Origin of the sequence: Rhodopseudomonas palustris (genome assembly GCF_013415845.1) — a bacterium.
GTDB classification, from domain to species: Bacteria; Pseudomonadota; Alphaproteobacteria; order Rhizobiales; family Xanthobacteraceae; genus Rhodopseudomonas; species Rhodopseudomonas palustris_F.
Genome location: NZ_CP058907.1, coordinates 1675160 through 1692428, shown reverse-complemented (window position 1 = coordinate 1692428; position 17269 = coordinate 1675160). Strand labels below are relative to the sequence as shown.

Annotated in this window: 17 protein-coding genes; 11 read left to right on the top strand and 6 right to left on the bottom strand. The window is 66.1% G+C overall.

Features of this window, described 5'->3' with window-relative positions; translation table 11 throughout:
• Window positions 1-10 precede the first annotated feature (10 nt).
• Complete coding sequence (locus tag HZF03_RS07840) at window positions 11-505, bottom strand: hypothetical protein (protein WP_165858109.1); 495 nt, start codon at window positions 503-505, stop codon at window positions 11-13.
• Between the two features lie 67 nt (window positions 506-572).
• Here HZF03_RS07840 and HZF03_RS07835 point away from each other — a divergent pair, with 67 nt between their 5' ends.
• Complete coding sequence (locus HZF03_RS07835; protein WP_234832207.1) at window positions 573-971, top strand: MarR family winged helix-turn-helix transcriptional regulator; 399 nt, start codon at window positions 573-575, stop codon at window positions 969-971.
• A gap of 74 nt (window positions 972-1045) precedes the next feature.
• On the opposite strand, the gene HZF03_RS07830 is transcribed toward HZF03_RS07835, so the two are convergent.
• Window positions 1046-1282, bottom strand: a complete 237-nt coding sequence (locus HZF03_RS07830; protein ID WP_011157159.1) for a BolA/IbaG family iron-sulfur metabolism protein — start codon at window positions 1280-1282, stop codon at window positions 1046-1048.
• A 162-nt stretch (window positions 1283-1444) separates the two neighbouring features.
• Between HZF03_RS07830 and HZF03_RS07825 the strand changes: the two genes are divergently transcribed.
• Together HZF03_RS07825 and HZF03_RS07820 are read left to right on the top strand one after the other, a co-directional pair.
• Window positions 1445-1807 (top strand): DUF427 domain-containing protein, encoded by a 363-nt coding sequence (locus HZF03_RS07825; protein ID WP_104512217.1) that lies wholly within the window; start codon window positions 1445-1447, stop codon window positions 1805-1807.
• A 74-nt stretch (window positions 1808-1881) separates the two neighbouring features.
• Entirely contained in the window at window positions 1882-3063 is a 1182-nt protein-coding gene (locus HZF03_RS07820; RefSeq protein ID WP_011157157.1) for an acyltransferase family protein, read from the top strand.
• Window positions 3064-3308: 245 nt separating this feature from the next.
• Here HZF03_RS07820 and purL read toward each other — a convergent pair whose 3' ends face one another.
• Window positions 3309-5519: a phosphoribosylformylglycinamidine synthase subunit PurL gene (gene purL, locus HZF03_RS07815; RefSeq protein ID WP_012495194.1), complete on the bottom strand. Its 2211-nt coding sequence runs from the start codon at window positions 5517-5519 to the stop codon at window positions 3309-3311.
• Between the two features lie 400 nt (window positions 5520-5919).
• Window positions 5920-7284, bottom strand: coding sequence for a TrpB-like pyridoxal phosphate-dependent enzyme (locus tag HZF03_RS07810; RefSeq protein ID WP_012495192.1), 1365 nt, complete (start codon window positions 7282-7284; stop codon window positions 5920-5922).
• Between the two features lie 154 nt (window positions 7285-7438).
• On the opposite strand from HZF03_RS07810, the gene HZF03_RS07805 reads away from it, so the two are divergent.
• The 6 genes from HZF03_RS07805 to HZF03_RS07780 all read left to right on the top strand — a co-directional run bounded on the left by HZF03_RS07805 (window position 7439) and on the right by HZF03_RS07780 (window position 12217).
• A complete protein-coding gene (locus tag HZF03_RS07805) occupies window positions 7439-7927 on the top strand; it encodes a PaaI family thioesterase (RefSeq protein WP_011157152.1) in 489 nt (162 codons plus the stop codon).
• A gap of 82 nt (window positions 7928-8009) precedes the next feature.
• Entirely contained in the window at window positions 8010-8804 is a 795-nt protein-coding gene (gene murI, locus HZF03_RS07800; RefSeq protein WP_011157151.1) for a glutamate racemase, read from the top strand.
• A 53-nt stretch (window positions 8805-8857) separates the two neighbouring features.
• Entirely contained in the window at window positions 8858-9253 is a 396-nt protein-coding gene (locus tag HZF03_RS07795; RefSeq protein ID WP_011157150.1) for a cupin domain-containing protein, read from the top strand.
• The gene (locus HZF03_RS07790) at window positions 9253-10029 is read left to right on the top strand and encodes an acyltransferase (RefSeq protein ID WP_119018079.1); all 777 of its coding nucleotides are present in this window, start codon (window positions 9253-9255) and stop codon (window positions 10027-10029) included. Before HZF03_RS07795 ends, HZF03_RS07790 begins: the two co-directional genes overlap by 1 nt.
• A 189-nt stretch (window positions 10030-10218) precedes the next feature.
• Window positions 10219-10836 (top strand): 30S ribosomal protein S4, encoded by a 618-nt coding sequence (gene rpsD, locus HZF03_RS07785; protein ID WP_119018080.1) that lies wholly within the window; start codon window positions 10219-10221, stop codon window positions 10834-10836.
• A gap of 298 nt (window positions 10837-11134) precedes the next feature.
• A complete protein-coding gene (locus tag HZF03_RS07780; protein WP_119018081.1) occupies window positions 11135-12217 on the top strand; it encodes a threonine aldolase family protein in 1083 nt (360 codons plus the stop codon).
• Window positions 12218-12705: 488 nt separating this feature from the next.
• Here the strand turns inward: HZF03_RS07780 and HZF03_RS07775 are convergent, their stop codons facing one another.
• Together HZF03_RS07775 and trhA are read right to left on the bottom strand one after the other, a co-directional pair.
• Entirely contained in the window at window positions 12706-13506 is an 801-nt protein-coding gene (locus HZF03_RS07775) for an SDR family oxidoreductase (RefSeq protein WP_119018082.1), read from the bottom strand.
• Between the two features lie 59 nt (window positions 13507-13565).
• Entirely contained in the window at window positions 13566-14261 is a 696-nt protein-coding gene (gene trhA, locus HZF03_RS07770) for a PAQR family membrane homeostasis protein TrhA (protein ID WP_011157144.1), read from the bottom strand.
• 243 nt (window positions 14262-14504) lie between these two features.
• Between trhA and HZF03_RS07765 the strand changes: the two genes are divergently transcribed.
• Both HZF03_RS07765 and HZF03_RS07760 read left to right on the top strand, forming a co-directional pair.
• Window positions 14505-15974, top strand: coding sequence for a YcjX family GTP-binding protein (locus tag HZF03_RS07765; protein WP_104512208.1), 1470 nt, complete (start codon window positions 14505-14507; stop codon window positions 15972-15974).
• Complete coding sequence (locus HZF03_RS07760; protein WP_011157142.1) at window positions 15971-17080, top strand: YcjF family protein; 1110 nt, start codon at window positions 15971-15973, stop codon at window positions 17078-17080. Before HZF03_RS07765 ends, HZF03_RS07760 begins: the two co-directional genes overlap by 4 nt.
• The last annotated feature ends 189 nt before the right edge of the window (window positions 17081-17269 follow it).

Sequence of the window (17269 nt, the reverse complement as noted above, 5' to 3'; positions counted from 1 at the left end):
GCCTGCTGCATCAGGTCGCTTGCCTCCATCCGACGGAGGTCGCGGCATCGGCCGTGTTCAGCACGCACTCTGTGGATGACACTACCGACGCCTCGGCCGTCTCGGTCTGCGATCGCTGCTCGTCGTGCTCATCTGCCGTGATTCCGGCGTCCGTGGTCGGACGGCCATCGCCCGACAGCAAAAAGGCCTGCTTTGCCGGGTCCTCTCTGGCGATCGCGCTGCGGGCAAGTCCCGATACTCCTCCGCCCAAACAGGCCGTCTGAACGACGATGAGTTCGGGCGCCGCGACACCGCTTCGCCCGCCATATGCCGATGAAATTTCGCCACCCGTGCCGGGCGCATGAGCGCTCGCCGGCCTGATTCGAAGCACCGCTCCGTTCTGTGCGGAGAGGCGATACTTCGCGCAGGGGCACGAAACGCGTGGCAAGTGCTGAAAGGACGACGGGATGACGCCCGAAACGAACGACGCCGACGACGAGCCGATCGGCACCGCCACCGACATCAATCATGCCGATCGTCTGTTGCATCGCTTGGTCTGGGACGTATCAGCCATCAGTTTCTCGATCCTGCGGATGGCCGAACTGCTCGGGCGCCGAGTCGGCCTGACGGGATCGCAATGGCTGCTGATCAAGGCGGTCGACTTTCTGGCCGACCGGGACGGCGTTCCAGTCGGCGAAGTCGCGGCGCTGCTCAATATGAAAGGATCGTTCGTCTCTGCGCAGATCCGGCCGCTGGAGCAGCGCGGCCTCCTCAACCGCACTCAATCGGCAGAGGACCGGCGGGTTATTCTGCTGTCGCTGACCGGGAGCGCGAAACAGACGCTGACGCGGGTCGAGGACGAGATATGCAGTATCGAAGAGATCGCGCGCGGCACGCTGGTCGATCGGCACGTCGGAGAACTGTCCGACAGCGTCAACGCCATGCGCCGTCGCATGGATCGCGCAACCGCGCGCGTTGCGCGGCTCGAATAGCAGCGGCTCGAATAGCGATCGTACCAGGCGCCGGCGGCCGAAGCCGCTGGGCTTCGGACGAAGGCCGTCCGCCGTCAGGCTTCCGGCACGCCGGTCTGCAGCGCCAGCGCGTGGAGCACGCCGCCCATTTGCCCCTGCAGCGATTGATAGACGATCTGGTGTTGCTGGACCCGCGACTTGCCCCGGAACGTCTCCGAAATCACGGTCGCGGCGTAATGATCGCCGTCTCCGGCGAGGTCGCGAATCGTCACTTCCGCGTCGGGAATCGCGGCCTTGATCATGGCCTCGATGTCGCGGGCATCCATCGGCATTCGGTCATCCTCCAGATCGTCGCGGCCGCCTGCGCGGGGGCGCGGTGGCAATCTTGCACCGCCATCCTATATGGCAGTGCGTCCCTTTCAAAGCCACCACGCCGGCACATCGCGGCGAGGTGATGGTGACGCTGGTCCGAATCGCACCCGAGAGATCCGCCCATGAAGCTCCCAGGCCCCGATCACCCGATCTCGATCACGGCCAATCCGAACGGCGTCCGGATCAGCGCGGACGGCAAGGTGATCGCCGAGACCCGCCGGGCGCTGACGCTGCAGGAGGCGAGCTACCCGCCGGTGCAGTACATTCCCCGGGAAGACGCCGACATGCGGCTGCTGGAAAAAACCGCACGTGTCACTCATTGCCCGTACAAGGGCGATGCCAGCTATTTCAGTATCGTCGCCGGGGGCGAACCGCAGGCCAACGCGGTCTGGAGCTACGAGAATCCATTTCCGGCTATGGCGGAGATCGCCGGTTATCTGGCATTCTATCCGCAAAAAGTTCAAATCGAAGAATTCAAACCCTAGCAATTCGCCGAAGAGGCGATTCAGCTATTGCGCAGTATCGTAATTCACCGGCGGCATCGCACGGGGCTATCGTCGTGACTGTAACCTATCCCACCACCGGCGGCATGACCGCGAACGCAGCTTCGCATGTGCGCGACCTGTCGCTTGACCGAACCCGCACCTTCCTCACCATCCTGGTGCTGATCCACCATTCGGTGATCCCCTACACCTATTTCGGCCACACCGACCCGAGCTCGTTCATCGGCTTCGATTGCGTAGTGCTCGCCACCGACAGCTTCTTCATGGCGATGTTCTTCATGCTGTCGGGGCTGTTCTTGTGGCCGAGCCTCGACCACCGGCCGAAATTCGGTTCGTTGGCGCGCGACCGACTGATCCGGCTCGGCATCCCGTTCGTGATCGCGGCGTTCACCGTGATCCCGATCGCCTACTACGCGCTGGCGCTGCGCGCCGACCCGACCGAGAGCTTCGCCAAATTCTACGAGAACATGATCACGGTCGGCCCGTGGCCGAGCGGACCGTTGTGGTTTCTGTGGGTGCTGTTCATCTTCAGCGTGATCGGCGGCGCGCTGTACCGGATTTCGCGGCATTCGCTCGATCCGATCAATCATCTGGCCAAGCTCGGCTACAAGTCGCCCGCGCTGTTCATCGGCACGGTGTTCCTGGTCACCGCAATTCTCTATGTGCCGTCGCGGCTGTACTACACCTCGACCTATTGGTTCGAATGGGGCCCGTTCGCGGTGCAGGCCAGCCGGGTGCTGCTGTACACCGCGTATTTCTTCATCGGCGCCGGCATCGGCGCCTGCCATCCCGAGCAGAGCGTGCTCGGCGCTGGCGGCAAGCTGGCGCAGCAATGGTGGATCTGGCTGCTGGTGGCACTGGTGCCGTATCTCGGCATGTGGGGCCTGATCGGCATCAAGCGCGGCATCCTCGACAATCCCGACGATCTGCCGATGTGGTACGAGGCGAGCTACAGCGTCGCCCTCACCGCTTTCAGCGCCGCGATCATCTTCGCCATCCTGGCGGTTTTCCTGCGCTTCCGCCGCGGCGGCTGGAGCCTGCTCGATCCGCTGCAGCACGACGCCTACGGCATCTTCCTGGTGCACTACGCCTACATGCTGTGGCTGCAGTACTGGCTGTACGACTACGACCTGCCGGCGATCGTCAAAGCCGCCATCGTGTTCACCCTCGGCCTGCTGCTGAGCTGGGCCACGACCTATCTGCTGCGGAAGATTCCGGGCGCATATCGGGTGCTATAGACCCTTCCCCCGTCATTCCGGGGCGCGAGCGTCAGCTCGCGAGCCCGGAATCCATAACCCCTGCGGTCGTTACTGGCTCACGGCATCACCCACCGTGCTCATCCGCGAGTACAGGGGTTATGGATTCCGGGCCTGCGCTGCTACGCAGGCATCCCGGAATGACGATGGAGGGGTGATCGGACGCGGCTGAGATTCCGGGCTCGCTCGCTTGCGCGAGCGCCCCCGGAATAACACGGCGACCGCGGTTAGTTCTTCCCGCCCATGTAGTCCGGCAGCCAGTGCTCGTGGGCGTGGCGCAGGGCCTTGAGGTCGACGGTGCGTTCGCCTTCGATCTTCAGCGCGTGGCCGCCGGTGACGCCGATCTGGGTGCAGGGCACGCCGATCGTCTTCAGCTTGGTCTTCACCGCGAGCAGATCGGCTTCCTTCACCGTGACGACGTAGCGGGCCTGATCTTCACCGAACCACCAGGCGTGCGACACGGTCTCGCCGGGAGGCGCGTCGAGCGAGGCGCCGATGTTGCCGGCGATCGCCATCTCGGCGATCGCAACCAGCAGGCCGCCATCTGACACATCGTGCACGGCGGTCGCGGTGCCGGCGTGGATCATGCCGCGGACGACGTCGCCGTGGCGCTTCTCGACCGCAAGATCGACCGGCGGCGGTGCGCCTTCTTCACGGCCGCAGATCTCGCGCAAGTACACCGATTGGCCGAGCCAGCCCTTGGTCTCACCGATCAGCAGGATCGCCTCGCCTTCGGCCTTGAAGGCCAAGGTCGCCGACTTGGTGAAGTCATCGAGCACGCCGACGCCGCCGATCGACGGAGTCGGTAGGATGCCGCGGCCCGAGGTCTCGTTGTAGAGCGAGACGTTGCCGGAGACGATCGGCGAGTCGAGCGCGATGCAGGCTTCGGAGATGCCCTTCAGGCATCCGACCAGCTGGCCCATGATCTCGGGCCGCTCGGGATTGCCGAAGTTGAGGTTGTCGGTGATCGCCAGCGGCTTGCCGCCGACCGCGGTGATGTTGCGATAGGCTTCCGCCACCGCCTGCTTGCCGCCCTCGAACGGATCGGCCTCGCAGTAGCGCGGCGTGACGTCGACGGTGAGCGCCAAGCCCTTCGGGCCGTCCTCGATACGCACCACCGCGGCGTCGCCGCCGGGACGCTGCACGGTGTTGCCGCCGATGACGTGGTCGTACTGCTCCCACACCCAGCGCTTGCTGCATAGGTCCGGCGTCGCCAGCAGCTTCTCCAGCGCCTCGGCCGCGCCCATCGGCGCGTTGATGTCACGGGCGTGGATCACCGGCAGCTTCGGGCTCTCGACCCAGGGGCGATCGTATAGCGGCGCCTCATCGCCGAGCTCCTTGATCGGCAGGTCGGCCTTCACCTGCCCGCCATGCTTGACCACGAAGCGCTTGGTCGGCGTGGTGTAGCCGACGATCGCGAAGTCGAGCCCCCACTTCTTGAAGATCTCTTCGGCTTCCTTTTCCTTCTCCGGCTTCAGCACCATGAGCATGCGCTCCTGGCTTTCGGAGAGCATCATCTCGTAGGCGGTCATGCCGGTCTCGCGGGTCGGCACCGCGTCGAGATCGAGCTCGACGCCGAGGTCGCCCTTGGCGCCCATCTCGACCGCCGAGCAGGTCAGGCCGGCCGCACCCATGTCCTGGATCGCGATCACGCAGTCCTTGGCCATGATCTCGAGGCAGGCCTCGAGCAGCAGCTTCTCGGCGAACGGGTCGCCGACCTGCACGGTCGGGCGCTTCTCATCCGAGCCCTCGTCGAACTCGGCCGACGCCATGGTGGCGCCGCCCATGCCGTCGCGGCCGGTCTTGGAGCCGAGATAGACGATCGGCATGCCGACGCCGCTCGCCGCGGCGAGGAAGATCTTGTCGGCGTCCGCAAGGCCGACCGCCATCGCGTTGACCAGGATGTTGCCGTCATAGCGGGTGTGGAACCGAGTCTGGCCGCCGACGGTCGGCACGCCGAACGAGTTGCCATAGCCACCAACGCCGGCGACCACGCCGGACACCAGGTGACGGGTCTTGGGATGGCTTGGGTCGCCGAAGCTCAGCGCGTTGAGGCAGGCGATCGGGCGCGCCCCCATGGTGAAGACGTCGCGCAGGATGCCGCCGACGCCGGTGGTCGCACCCTGATACGGCTCGATGTAGCTCGGGTGGTTGTGGCTCTCCATCTTGAAGACCACCGCCTGATTGTCGCCGATGTCGATCACGCCGGCGTTCTCGCCCGGCCCCTGCAGCACCCACGGCGCCTTGGTGGGCAGCCCCTTGAGATGGATGCGCGACGACTTGTACGAGCAGTGCTCGTTCCACATCGCCGAGAAGATGCCGAGCTCGGTGAAAGTCGGCTCGCGCCCAATCAGATCGAGAATGCGCTGATATTCATCCGGTTTGAGGCCATGGCTGGCGATCAGTTCCGGGGTGATCTTCGGCTCGGGAGCGGACATAGGGCAGCATTCCTCGGCACGCCGGAGGGGCCGGCGCGGACCGCTGTTATGTAGAAAGAACGGCCCAAGGGGGAAAGGCTTTTCTGCGCGCCTGGGGATGGCGAACCGCCCTCGGCCGTGATTGAAGGCACGCCTTTTCAATAAGTTGCAGCTTCCGCCCCGGCCGCGGCCGGCCCCTTCTCGCCGCTCTGCATGGGGAGAAGGGTGGGATGAGGGGCCGGGCAGTGAATCGAAACAGGGAAATTGTGCGGGGTCGTCGGGCGGCGCGGCGCTGTGCCGGCCTGACAGGCCGGCCGCGGATTGACGCTGTGCCCGCCCCTCACCGGATTGCTGCGCAATCCGACCTCTCCCGCACAGGGCGGGGAGAGGTTGGGTCAGTGCCTTGCGGTTGGCTGAAGGGTTACGCCGCCACCGCCGGCAGGCCGGCCAACGCGGTGGCGAGGTCGGCTTCGTCGTAGTCCTGATCGACCAGCTTGCCTTCGAAGTAGTTGATGTAGGCCTGCATGTCGAAGTGGCCGTGGCCGGAGAGGTTGAACAGGATCGTTTCCGATTTGCCCTCCTCCTTGCAGCGCAGCGCCTCGTCGATCGCGCAACGCACCGCGTGGGTCGATTCCGGCGCCGGCACGATGCCTTCGGTGCGGGCGAACTGCACGCCGGCTTCGAAGCAGCCGACCTGCTTGTAGGCGCGGGCTTCGATCAGGCCGAGTTCGTAGGCGTGCGACACCATCCCGCTCATGCCGTGGTAGCGCAGACCGCCGGCGTGGAAGCCCGGCGGCATGAAGGTCGAGCCGAGCGTATGCATCTTCACCAGCGGGGTGAGATGCGCGGTGTCGCCGAAGTCGTAGGCGTAGGTGCCGCGGGTCAGGGTCGGGCACGCCGCCGGTTCGACCGCGATGATGCGCCGCTTGCGGCCGCCGCGGAGCTGCAGGCCGAGGAACGGGAAGGCCAGGCCGGCAAAGTTCGAACCGCCGCCGGCGCAGCCGATCACGACGTCCGGATCATCGCCCGCCAGTTCGAACTGCTTGATCGCTTCTTCGCCGATGATGGTCTGGTGCAGCATCACGTGGTTGAGCACCGAACCCAGCGCGTACTTGATGTCCGGGTTCTTGGCGGCGACTTCCACCGCTTCGGAGATCGCGATGCCGAGCGAGCCGGGGCTGTTCGGATTTTTCTCCAGAATGGCGCGGCCGGAATCGGTCTCGTTCGACGGCGACGCGATGCAGCGGGCGCCGTAGGTCTCCATCAGCGCGCGGCGATACGGCTTCTGGTCGTACGACACGCGGACCTGGAAGACGAGGACGTCGAGCCCGAACAGCGAGCCGGCGAACGCCAGCGACGAGCCCCACTGCCCGGCACCGGTCTCGGTCGACAGCTTCTTGATGCCGGCCTGCTTGTTGTACCAGGCCTGCGGCACGGCAGTGTTCGGCTTGTGCGAACCGGCAGGCGAAACGCCTTCGTACTTGAAGTAGATCTTGGCCGGCGTGCCGAGCGCCTGCTCGAGGCGGCGCGCACGGATCAGCGGCGCCGGGCGCCACATCCGGAACACGTCACGGACCGGCTCGGGAATCTCGATGTAGCGCTCGGTCGCAACTTCCTGGAGGATCAGCTCCATCGGAAACAGCGGCTCCAGATCGCTCGGGCCGACCGGCTGATGCGTGCCCGGATGCAGGACCGGCGGCATCGGCGTCGGGAAGTCGGCGTTGAGATTGTACCAGGACTTCGGGATGTTCTCCTCGTCCAGCACATACTTGATCTGGTCGCTCATTCTATTCTCCCTCACGCGGCCGGTTTTGCGGCCCGGGAGGGTATACAGCGGCGACCTGCCTGCCAATTGCGCAGTGTCAATTAGATTTGTGGATTTGCATTGCAGCGCGGCATCAGTTTTATGGACCAAACGATAGACCAAAGGATAACGCCCCTTGACCACCACCGCCGAACCGACACGTCCCAGTCGCCCGGACCTTTTCACCGCAACCGAAGGTGAGTTCGCCGGCTGGCGGACGTGGACGCGGGACACTTTCGAATCGCACAACGGACCGTTCTGGCACCGCCTCGACGACGACGGCCGCGTCCGCTGCGCCTTCCGGGTCGAGAAGAAGCACCTCAACGGCATGAAGGCGGTGCACGGCGGCTGCTTCATGACCTTCGCCGACTACTGCCTGTTCGCGATCGCCGTCCGCGAATTGCAGGGACCGGGCGTGACGGTGGCGTTCGGCGCGGAATTTCTCGATGCGGCATTCGAGGGCGAACTGATCGAAGCGACCGGCGAAGTCACCCGGGCCGGCAAGTCGCTGATCTTCGTGCGCGGCATCCTCAAGAGCGGCGAGCGGCCGCTGTTCACGTTCTCGGGCACCATCAAGCGCGTGAAGCGCAAGGTGCCGCCGACCGAGGTCGCCGACAGCCACTGACCCGGCGGCTTTGCCGTCTCCGCAGGGCTGCATCGCGCGATCGACAACCGAAAGCTAACCAAGATCGGGTAAGGTCGCCGCCGTGACCTCGCTCCCCACAATCCTGGTGTTCGATTCGGGCCTCGGCGGCCTGACGGTGCTGCGTGAAGTGGTCCGGGCCCGCCCCGACGCGCACTATGTCTATGTCGGCGACGACGCATTCTTCCCCTATGGGCAGCGCAGCGAAGAGGCGGTGATCGGCCGTGTCGTGCCGCTGATGGGCGAACTGATCGCGGCGCACGCGCCGGACCTCGTCGTGATCGCTTGCAACACCGCCTCGACCATGACGCTGGCGCCGCTGCGGGCCCGCTACCGGGTGCCGTTCGTCGGCACAGTGCCGGCGATCAAGCCGGCCTGCGCGGGCTCCCGCACCAAGCGTGTCTCGGTGCTCGGCACCTCAGCGACGGTGCGGCTCGAATACACCCGCGCGCTGATCCGCGACTTCGCCCAAGGCTGCGAGGTGTCGCTGGTCGGATCGATCCGGCTCGCTACGCTGGCCGAAACCGCGCTCGGCGGCGGCGAAGTGACCGACGCCGCGATCCGCGCCGAGATCGCGCCGTGTTTCGTCGAAGCCGACGCCAAACGCGGCCGCACCGATGCGGTGGTGCTGGCCTGCACACATTATCCCTTGCTGCTCGACAGGCTGATCCGGCTGGCGCCGTGGCCGGTCGACTGGATCGATCCGGCCCCCGCGATCGCCCGCCGCGTCGTCACCCTGCTCGGCCCGGCCACCGGCCACGCCCCCACGCCCGGCGCCGAAATGATCTTCACCTCCGGCCGGCATCCCCGGGCGAGCGCGGCGCTGGCGCCTTATTTCGGCGGCCGGATTCCGGCCTGAGCGCTTTTCCGCCTGCCGGGACGCTGCTAGCCTTGCGCCCCGGAGGAGCCCCAATGACAATCAAAACCTTGCGTCACATCCTGGTCGCATGCGCCGTGGTAGCTGCTGCCGGCGCCGCCGTCGCGCAGCAGAGCGGCATCAAACGCACGCCGCTGCAGAAGATCGAATTCCCCGACGGCTATGTCACGGTCAGCGGTCTCGCCGAGCTGCCGCCGGGCGGCAATATCGGGCGGCACACCCATCCCGGCATCGAGACCGGCTATCTGCTCGAGGGCGAAGCGGTGATGAGCATCGACGGCGAACCCGACAAGCACCTCAAGGCCGGCGATTCCTACGTGATCCAGGCCGGTGTGGTGCACGATGCCAAAGTGCACGGCGACAAGGGCGCCAAGGTGATGGCGGTGTGGGTGGTCGACAAGACCAAGCCGCTGGCGACACCCGCCAAGTAATGCGGGGCAGAACACGCCGGATCTCGGCCCCCCGCAGGTTGATTGCGGATCTGATGCACGCCTCGCAGGCCGTGCCGCTGATCAGCTATCGGCGCACGTTGCATCTCGCCCCGCTGGCGCGGGCCCGGGCCGCCGCTGCATCGCCGCCAGGCTTCGCCGCGATCTTCGCCAAGGCGTTCAGCCTGGTGGCGCGCGACGAGCCGCTGTTGCGCACGCTGTATGTCGACTTCCCGTGGCCGCATTTCTTCGAGCTGCCGAAGAGCGTCGGGATGATCGCGGTCGCACGCCGCATCGACGGCGAAGACTGCGTGCTGATGCAGAAGGTGACCGCCGCCGACACGCTGCCGCTCACCGAGGTCGACGCGATCATTCGCGGTGCCAGCACCGCGCCGATCGAGACCGTGCCGATGTTCCGCAAGCTGCTGCGGATCAGCCGGATGCCGTGGCCGCTGCGGCGGATCGCCTGGTGGGTCGGGATGTCGCTCGACCGGCCGCGGGCCAACTTCTTCGGCAGCTTCGGAGTCTCCTCGGTATCGGCGTTCGGCCCCGGCGATCTTTGTCCGGTCAGCCCCGGCCCCTACATCCTCAGTTACGGCCGACTCACCGACGATGGCCGGCTGGAGGTGATCGTCCGGTTCGACCACCGGGTGATCGACGCCGCCCCGATCGCGCGGCTGACAACCCGGCTGGAACAGGTGCTGAACACGCTCATTGCGGCCGAGATCGAGGGTCTGGATCGCCCCGCCCGGGCGCTGCGGGCCGCAGCCGGGCCTTGAACCGGCGCGAATTGACATCCCAGGGCTTTCCCCCTAGAAAGCCCCCGCTCGCGGGCCGGTTTCGGCCCGCGTTGCGTTTCGCGACCCGTGGTCCTCCCCTTATGCTTTAAGGACGGACCTGTCGGCAGGGGATTTTTCCCCATGCACAGGAGGGCGCGTTTCCTCACAACTCCAACCCTAGAGGACGCGATGACAAAGCGCGCTGAAGCTAAGTATAAAATCGACCGCCGGATGGGCCAGAACATCTGGGGTCGTCCGAAGAGCCCGGTCAACCGCCGTGAATACGGCCCCGGCCAGCACGGCCAGCGCCGCAAGGGCAAGCTGTCCGACTTCGGCGTCCAGCTGCGCGCCAAGCAGAAGCTGAAGGGCTACTACGCCAACATTTCCGAGCGTCAGTTCCACGCCATCTACGTCGAGGCGACCCGTCTGAAGGGCGACTCGGGCGAGAACCTGATCGGCCTGCTCGAGCGCCGTCTCGACGCCGTGGTGTACCGCGCCAAGTTCGTGTCGACGATGTTCGCGGCCCGCCAGTTCATCAATCACGGCCACATCAAGGTCAACGGCAAGCGCGTCAACATCCCGAGCTACAAGGTGCGGGTCGGTGACGTGATCGAGGTCAAGGAAGCCTCCAAGCAGCTCGCCTTCGTGCTCGAAGCCAGCCAGCTCGCCGAGCGCGACGTGCCGGACTACATCGAGGTCGACCACAACAAGATGATCGCGAAGTTCGCCCGCATCCCGGCTCTCTCCGACGTGCCGTTCGCGGTGCAGATGGAGCCGCATCTGATCGTCGAATTCTATTCGCGCTAATTTCTTCGCACTGATTGCTGCTCAGTCCGATGCATTAAGGCCCCGGTTCGCCGGGGCCTTTTTGTTTGGCGGTGACTAATTTTCGTCATTCCGGGGCGCTCACGAAGTGAGCGAACCCGGAATCTCGAGGATGTTGCGAAGGAGAGTTCAGCGGGTACGTGGCGAAGACCGCACCCGTTCACCGCGAGATTCCGGGTTCGCGCTTCGCGCGCCCCGGAATGACGTTCTCGGCATGGTACCAATCACATCCCGCTGACCTGATCGTGTCCGGGCAAAACTCTTCCGCTTCGCACCCGGCATGTTAGCCTCGGGTATGGCCTACATCCCTTCCCTACCCGATCCGAACGCGCCGCCGGTGCGGATCAATCTGCTCTCCGACACCCAGACCCGGCCGACGCCGGCGATGCGCGAGGCGATGGCACGCGCAGAAGTCGGCGACGAGCAGACCGGCGACGATCCGACCACCAACCTGTTGCAGGAGCGCGTCGCGGCGCTGCTCGGCAAACAGGCCGCAGTGTTCCTCCCTTCAGGGACGATGTGCAACGTCACGACTACGCTCGCGACCTGCCGGCCCGGGGACGAGATCATCGCCCATCGCACCGCGCACATCCTGTCACGCGAAGGCGGTGCGCACGCCGCGCTCGGCGGCTTCCAGATCACCGGCCTGGACGGCGACGACGGCCAGTTCTCACTTGAGACGTTCCGCGCCGCGCTGCATCCGAAGACGCGCTACGAACCGCCACAAGTGATGGTCAGCGCCGAACAGACCGCCAATATCGGCGGCGGCACAATCTGGCCGCAGGCCACGCTCGACGCGGTCGCCGCGGCCGGCAAGGACGCCGGGCTGTGGACGCATATCGACGGCGCACGGCTGATGAACGCGGTGGTCGCCACGGGTATCAGTGCCAAGGCGATGACCGCGGGTTGGGACTCGGCGTGGATCGATTTCAGCAAGGGCCTCGGTGCACCGGTCGGCGCCGTGCTGGCCGGCCCGCGTGCCTTCATCGACGAGGTGTGGCGCTGGAAGCAGCGGCTCGGAGGCGCGATGCGGCAGTCCGGCGTGATTGCCGCGGCGTGTCTGTACGCGCTCGATCATCACGTCGATCGCCTTGCCGACGATCATGCCAACGCGCGCCGTCTTGCCTCCGGGCTGGCGCAGATCGACGGCATCGAGGTGCAGACGCCGCAGACCAATCTGGTGTTCTTCAAACCGGACCGCACCGGCGTCTCCGGCGCCGACATGGTCGCACAGCTCCGCCGGCGCGGCGTGGTGTTGGCGATGATGGAGGGACGGATCCGCGCCTGTACGCATCTCGACGTCAGCGCGGACATGATCGAGCAAACGCTCGACCACGTCCGCGAGATCGTGCGGGCAGCCTGACCTTTACAGGCAGATCCGGACGCCGGCAGCGTTGACAACGCAGCGGCCGCCGTAAGACCCGCGTCCCCGTCCACGGTCCCAGCCGCGACCGCGACCCCGGCCGCTATAGCCCCGACCGCTATAGCCCCGACCGCGTCCACGCCCGCGCTGGGCGTGCGCTTCACTGCTGGTCACGCCTGAGACCACCGCCGCGGCGCCGACAAAGCTGAAGCAATAGATGCTGGTGATGGCGATCGCCGCGAGGCTGCGCGCCACCCAGCTTGGCCGGCGATGGGAATGATCTGACATGAAGTTCTCCGTTGGCTGCCGATAACAAGAATCGCACCGCCCGGACGACGGTGCGATCGCATAACAGACGCCGCGGTGTTGTGCGCCTGTACAGACGGAACGTCGAATGGGCGATCCGTTCCTCGGCACCGCTGCGACATACTGAAGCAGACGCCGACAGGCAGAGGCCGGAGAATAGGCAATTAGGATCGAAGCGAAGACTACGCCTTGCCGCCGAACGTCTCGCGGAGCTTGGCCTGGATCTTCGCCATACCGCCGATCCAGCGATCGTAGTTCTCGGTCTTCTTGCGCATGTAATCGATCACTTGCGGGTGCGGCAGGATCAGGAAGGTTTCCTGTTCGATGCCCTGCAGCGCATCCTTCGCCACCTGCTCGGCGGTGAGATCGCCGTCGGCCGACTGAGGCCCCTTCGGGATCGAGCGCAGCATGTTGGTATCGACGCCCTGCGGGCACAGGATCGAAACACGGATGTTGTGCGCCTTGTGAGCGATGGCGAGGCTTTCGGCGAAGCCGACCGCGCCGTGCTTGGTGGCCGAATAGGCCGGGCTGCCGACCTGCGACAGCAGACCCGCCGCCGAGATGGTGTTGAGGAAGTAACCGCCGCCACGCGCCCGGTAGCGCGGCACCAGATGCCGCGCGGCGTAGACATGCGCCATCACGTGGATCATCCAGCTCTTCATGAACGGCTCGTCGGAGGCGCCGCCGGCGTTCTCCGCCATCGGATCGAAGCCGCCGCCGATCCCGGCGTTGGAGCAGAACAGATCGATCGGCCCGAACTGGCGCTCGGTCTCCTCGATCACGTGCTTGATGTCGGCCTCGCTGGCCACGTCGCACTTGAAAGCCGCGCCGCCGATCGACGCGGCGACCGCTTCGGCGCGGGCCTGATCGAGGTCAGCGACCACGACCTTGGCGGCGCCGGCCTTGTGAAAGGCTTCGCACAGCGCCTGCCCGATTCCGTTGCCGCCGCCGGTGACGACGACGACTTTGCCCGCGATCTGCATGGTTGTTTCCCCCGCTTGTTGTTGGCGGGGGCGTTCATATCGGAAAGATCCGGCGCCCGCTACGCCAGCACCAGGTCCATCACCGCGACGTAGTGGCAGCCGGCCGCGACCAGCACGAAGGCGTGCCAGATCGCGTTCTGGAACCGCAGCCGCCGCCAAGCGTGGAAGATCACGCCGAGCGTGTACAGCAGGCCGCCGATCGCCAGGAACCACATCGCCGTGGTCGGCAGCGTCTCGACCACCTGATCGTAGGCGATGATGCCGCTCCAGCCGAGCGCGAGGTAAAGCCCGACCGACAGCTTGTCGAATTTGCCGGGCTTGAACAGCTTGAGCACGATGCCCACCACCGCGACGCCCCAGACGCCGGCGAGCAGCGCCAGACCGAACACCTGATCCTTGATCTGGCTGATGATCGGTGTGTACGTTGCGGCGATCAGAATGTAGATCGCCGAATGGTCGAACCGCCGCAGCAGCCATTTGCGCGGCGACACCGGCCAGAGATTGTACGCGGCCGACAGGCCGAGCATCGCCAGCAGCCCTGCAACATACACCGATACCGAGACGATCGTCGGCGTGGATGCGAACACGCCGGTCAGCGTGACCAGCGCAGTGGCGGCGATCAACCCGGCGACGAGGCCCAGCACATGCACGACGCCATCGGCGATCAGCTCGGCGCGATCGTAGTTCCAGTGAACCGCGCCTTTGGCGTCGATCCTGGCATGCGACACGATTTGCTTGAGGCGGAAGATCGTCATTCTGCAGCGAACACCCTGTTCTCGAACACCTTATCCGAATTGATCTGGCGCATTCATGACGACCGGCGGCGGTGCGATACACACGCGGCGGCACGCTCGGCCACCGCCACCGTCCGATCGAGCGCGAATTTTCCGCCGGAAAGGCGGCAAAGCCAAGACCGGCCGTACAGGTCGGATTGTCGCACGAATCGGCGGTTTCCGGCTAGTTTCGCCGGCAACTCTGACGATTGAACCTTGGCGCGCATGGCCTTCAATTTTTCCAATCTGCTCGAAGATGCGTGGCTGTCGGCGCGGGCGCTCAAGGACTACAGCGAGAACCTGTTCAACCCCACCATCCGGCTCGGCGTCACCGGTCTGTCGCGCGCCGGAAAGACGGTGTTCATCACCGCCCTCGTCCACGGGTTGTGTCGGGGCGGCCGGTTTCCGATCTTTGAATCGATGTCGACCGGGCGGATCGCGACGGCGCGGCTGGCGCCGCAGCCCGACGATGCGGTGCCGCGCTTCGCCTATGAGAACTTCCTCGCCACGCTGATCGAACAGCGGCAATGGCCGAGTTCGACGGTCGACATCAGCGAGTTGCGGCTGGTGATCGACTATCAGCGCAAGAACGGCTCTGAGACCACGCTGACGCTCGACATCGTCGACTACCCGGGCGAATGGCTGCTCGACCTGCCGTTGCTCGGCAAGAGCTACGAGCGCTGGGCGGCCGAGAGTCTCGCGCTGTCGCGGCAGGACCCGCGGGCCAGGGTGGCGCGGGAGTGGCACGCCCATCTCGCCACGCTCGATCCCAAGGGCCGTGAGAACGAGCAGGAAACCCTCAAAGCGGCGCGACTGTTCACCGCTTACTTGCGTGCCTGCCGCGATGAGCAGTTCGCGATGAGCCTGCTGCCGCCGGGCCGCTTCCTGATGCCCGGCAATCTTGCCGGCTCGCCGGCACTGACCTTCGCGCCGCTGGACGTGCCGGACGGCGGCATCGCGCCGGATGGCTCGCTGTGGGCGATGATGCGGCGGCGGTTCGAAGCCTACAAGGACGCCGTGGTGCGGCCGTTCTTCCGCGATCACTTCGCCCGTCTCGACCGCCAGATCGTGCTGGCAGACGCGCTGTCGGCGTTCAACGCCGGTCCCGAGGCGCTGCAGGATCTCGAAGCTGCGCTGGCCGGGATCCTGGAGTGTTTCCGGGTCGGTCGCTCGACGCTGCTCAGTTCGGTGTTCCGGCCGCGGATCGACCGCATCCTGTTCGCCGCCACCAAGGCCGACCATCTGCACCATTCCAGCCACGACCGGCTCGAGGCGATCCTGCGCAAGCTGGTCGAGCAGGCGATGAAGCGCGCGGAATTCGCCGGCGCCAAGGTCGACGTGGTGGCGATGGCCGCCGTCCGCGCCACCCGGGAGGCCCAGGTGCAACGCGGCCGCGACCGGCTGCCCTCGATCGTCGGCACGCCGATCGCCGGCGAAATGGCCGAAGGCGAGGTGTTTGACGGCGAAACCGAAGTCGCCACCTTCCCGGGCGACCTGCCGACCAATCTGCAGGGCCTGTTCCGCGGCGAGGACACCTTCCGCGGGCTCGCCGCCGGCTCGCACCAGGAGGCCGACTTCCGCTTCCTGCGCTTCCGCCCGCCGCGGCTCGACAGCCATGACCCCGACGGTCCGGCGCTGCCTCACATCCGCCTCGACCGGGCGCTTCAGTTCCTGATCGGAGACCGACTGCAATGACCGAGCGGGTTCCTCCTCGCCGGCCGGCGACCTTCAAGCTCAGCGACCCGAGCGTGGTGCTGATCGATTCCGACGACGGCGGCGGCAGCTATACGGCCAAGCCGTCCGCGAAAGCGGACGCCAGGCCTGCCGCGTCTGCGGCCGGTGCCGCACCGCCACCCCCGCCGCCGCGCGCCCGGGTCGAACTCGCCCGCGAAGCCGAGCCGCCGATCTCGGCGCCGAAAGCGCCGAAGAGCGTCATCAACCCGAAGAAGGGCTTCCGCTGGGGCACCGTGTTCTGGAGCGCCGCGACCGGTCTGGTGTCGCTGGCGTTCTGGCTGTGGATCAGCAAGCTGGTCGAGGATCTGTTCGCGCAGAGCCAGACGCTCGGCACCATCGGCATGGTGCTGGCGCTGCTCGCCGGCGGCTCGCTGGCGATCATCATCGGCCGCGAGGCGTTCGGGCTGATCCGGCTGGCACGGATCGAACAGCTCCACGCCCGCGCCGCGCGGGTGCTGGAAACCGACAACAGCGCCGAAGCCCGCGCCATCATCCGCGAACTGCTGAAGTTCGAACACCCCAACCCGCAGCTCGCACATGGCCGCGCCACGCTGCAGAAGCACATCGACGACATCATCGACGGCGCCGACCTGATCCGCCTCGCCGAGCGTGAACTGATGGCGCAGCTGGATCTGGAAGCGAAGGTGCTGATCTCGAAGGCCGCGCAGCGGGTGTCGCTGGTGACCGCGATCAGCCCGAAGGCGCTGATCGACGTGCTGTTCGTGGCGATCGCCGCAACCCGGTTGATCGGCCAGCTCGCGCGGCTGTATGGCGGCCGCCCCGGCGCGCTCGGCATGTTCAAGCTGATGCGCCAAACGGTGTCGCACCTTGCCATCACCGGCGGCATCGCGTTGAGCGACAGCGTGATGCAATCGGTGCTCGGCCATGGCCTCGCCTCGCGGCTGTCGGCCAAGCTCGGCGAGGGCGTGGTCAACGGCATGCTCACCGCGCGGCTCGGCCTCGCCGCGATGGACCTCACCCGACCACTGCCGTTCGATGCCCTGCCCCGTCCGCAGCTCGGCGACCTCGTCAAGGACCTGATGAAGAAGCGGGAGAAGGACGAGTAAGGGCCCGTTGACCCTGCGTCCAAGCTGTCCCGACGAAGTTTCTTGTGCTGACCAGCGCCTGCTGACACAACGACCGTCATTCCGGGGCGCGAACGACGTGACCGAGCCCGGAATCCAAAACACTGACAGGGATGATGGATTCCGGGCCTGCGCTGCTCACCCAGCGCATCCCGGAATGATGCGATCGAG